Annotated in this window: 3 protein-coding genes; all 3 read left to right on the top strand. The window is 66.0% G+C overall.

The features are described 5' to 3' along the window. A partial coding sequence (rplL, locus tag GXZ33_RS04205) for a 50S ribosomal protein L7/L12 (RefSeq protein WP_291339628.1) occupies window positions 1-362 on the top strand: 362 nt, incomplete at its 5' end. Between the two features lie 91 nt (window positions 363-453). Further along, on the top strand, window positions 454-1,401 hold the full coding sequence (locus GXZ33_RS04200) for a DUF3068 domain-containing protein (protein ID WP_291339626.1): 948 nt from the start codon (window positions 454-456) through the stop codon (window positions 1,399-1,401). 304 nt (window positions 1,402-1,705) lie between these two features. Further along, window positions 1,706-1,989: hypothetical protein (locus tag GXZ33_RS04195; protein ID WP_291339624.1), on the top strand; the 284-nt coding region annotated here is incomplete at its 3' end.

The raw sequence follows: 1,989 nt of genomic DNA, 5'->3' as shown, positions 1-1,989 counted from the left end.
TTGAGGCCTTCAAGGAGATGACCCTGATCGAGCTCTCCGAGTTCGTCAAGGAGTTCGAGGAGGTCTTCGAGGTCACCGCTGCTGCTCCGGTCGCCGTTGCCGCTGCAGGTGCCGCCGGCGACGCCGGTGCTGCCGCTGCCGAGGAGAAGGACGAGTTCGACGTCGTCCTCGAGGATGCCGGCGCCAAGAAGATCGGCGTGATCAAGGCTGTCCGCGAGATCGTCTCCGGCCTGGGCCTGAAGGAGGCCAAGGAGCTCGTTGAGTCCGCTCCGAAGGCCATCCTCGAGGGTGCCAACAAGGAGGACGCCGAGGCTGCCAAGGCCAAGCTCGAGGAGGCTGGCGCCAAGGTTGCCCTCAAGTAAGAGGAGCCCTCACGCTCACGACCCCGCCCATCCCGTTCGTGGATGCGGCGGGGTTGTCCCGTTTCCGGGGGCGCCGGGTAAACTCTCCGTCATGCTGCCTACGTCCCGTCTGCTCTCCTTCCTCCTGCTCGGCGTCGGCGTCGCCATGCTGGTGGCGGGACTGGTCGCGCCGCGCTTCCTGCCGGAGGACGCCCGTCTGCCGCTCGGCATCGAGGCCACCACGTACACGCTTGTCGACGACGCCGCGGACACCCGCATCATGACCGATCCGGACGGCCGGGTGGTCACCGCCCCCGTGAGCCGCCAGCTGCACATGGAGATCCAGAACCCCTCGGACGAGCACACCGCCACCCTGCGCGTCGGTGAGACCCTCATGCGCGGCAGCCAGCAGGAGGAGCTGGACCGGCTCATCACCGCCGAGGTGTGGAGCTTCGCCATCGACCGCACCACCGGCGAGGTGACCACGCCGGCCACCCTCACCGACCAGCTCGCCAGCCCCGTCAGTGAGGTGGACATCGACGGCGTGTGGCTGAAATTCCCCTCCGATGCGCAGCAGACCACCTACGACGTGTTCGACCCGCAGCTGCGGCAGACCCGGCCGGCCGAGTTCGTCGAGAAGCTGGAGATGAACGGCCGCTCCGTGTACCGCTACCGGCAGGAGATTGAGCCGACGGACCTGGCCGCCATCCACGAGTCCCCCTTCACCGTGCTCACCCTCCCGGACTTCACCGAGGCCCACTGGTTCCACTCGGTCACCCGTGACCTGCTCGTCGACCGTGTCTCCGGCCTGGTCGTGGAGATCCGCGAGGACGTCGACTCCTGGTACGCCTCCCCGGAGGGGGGAGAGCGCCAGCAGATCCTCCGTTTCGAGGGCCGCATGCCGCAGGAGCAGATCGACGCCCTCCTCGAATCCGCCGCCACCGTCCGTGACCCCGGCACCTCCGGTACCATCCGGTGGGTGGTCGTCGGTGTCGGTGGTCTGCTCACCCTGGTCGGCCTGGCGGGCGCCTTCGGGGCGTTCGGACGGGGACGTCGATAAGCGTCGATGAGCACGGGGGCACGCGCGCTTGTTGCGTCACGCGGGGCCACTCGTGGTAGAGTGCCCGCCTGAATCCAGGCACGCCCCACCAGCACCGGGGCTTGCCAAAGAGACGATCTTGATATAGGCTACTTCGTTGCGCTGGAATTCGTCTCTGGGCTGTCAGGAAACCTTGATCAAACGACCTGCAAAAGTCGACTTGACAAGGTGATTTTGTGCTACCTGGGGACGGTCATTCCACAGCAGACCGAATGCTAAATCTACCAGCGGATCCGGTGGCCAGAACAGCCACAGTCCGCGTGAGGTGCTGGAAGGACCCATCTTGGCAGTCTCCCGCCAGACCAAGTCAGTGGCCGATATCCCCGGAACTCCGAAGCGCTACTCGTTCTCCAAGAACGCAGAGCCGATCGAGGTCCCGGGTCTCCTTGACCTGCAGCGTGAATCCTTTGCATGGCTGATCGGTACGCCTGAGTGGCGCGCCCGCCAGCAGGAGGAGCGTGGGCCGGAGGCCCGCGTCACCAGTGGTCTTGAGGACATTCTCGACGAGCTCAGCCCGATCCAGGACTACTCCGAGAACATGTCCCTCTC

The sequence above is a fragment of the Corynebacterium sp. genome, assembly GCF_012838985.1.
In the GTDB taxonomy this organism is placed as follows: Bacteria; Actinomycetota; Actinomycetes; order Mycobacteriales; family Mycobacteriaceae; genus Corynebacterium.
The sequence above is the reverse complement of the archived record's forward strand: the minus strand, read 5'-3'. Positions and strand labels throughout refer to the sequence as shown.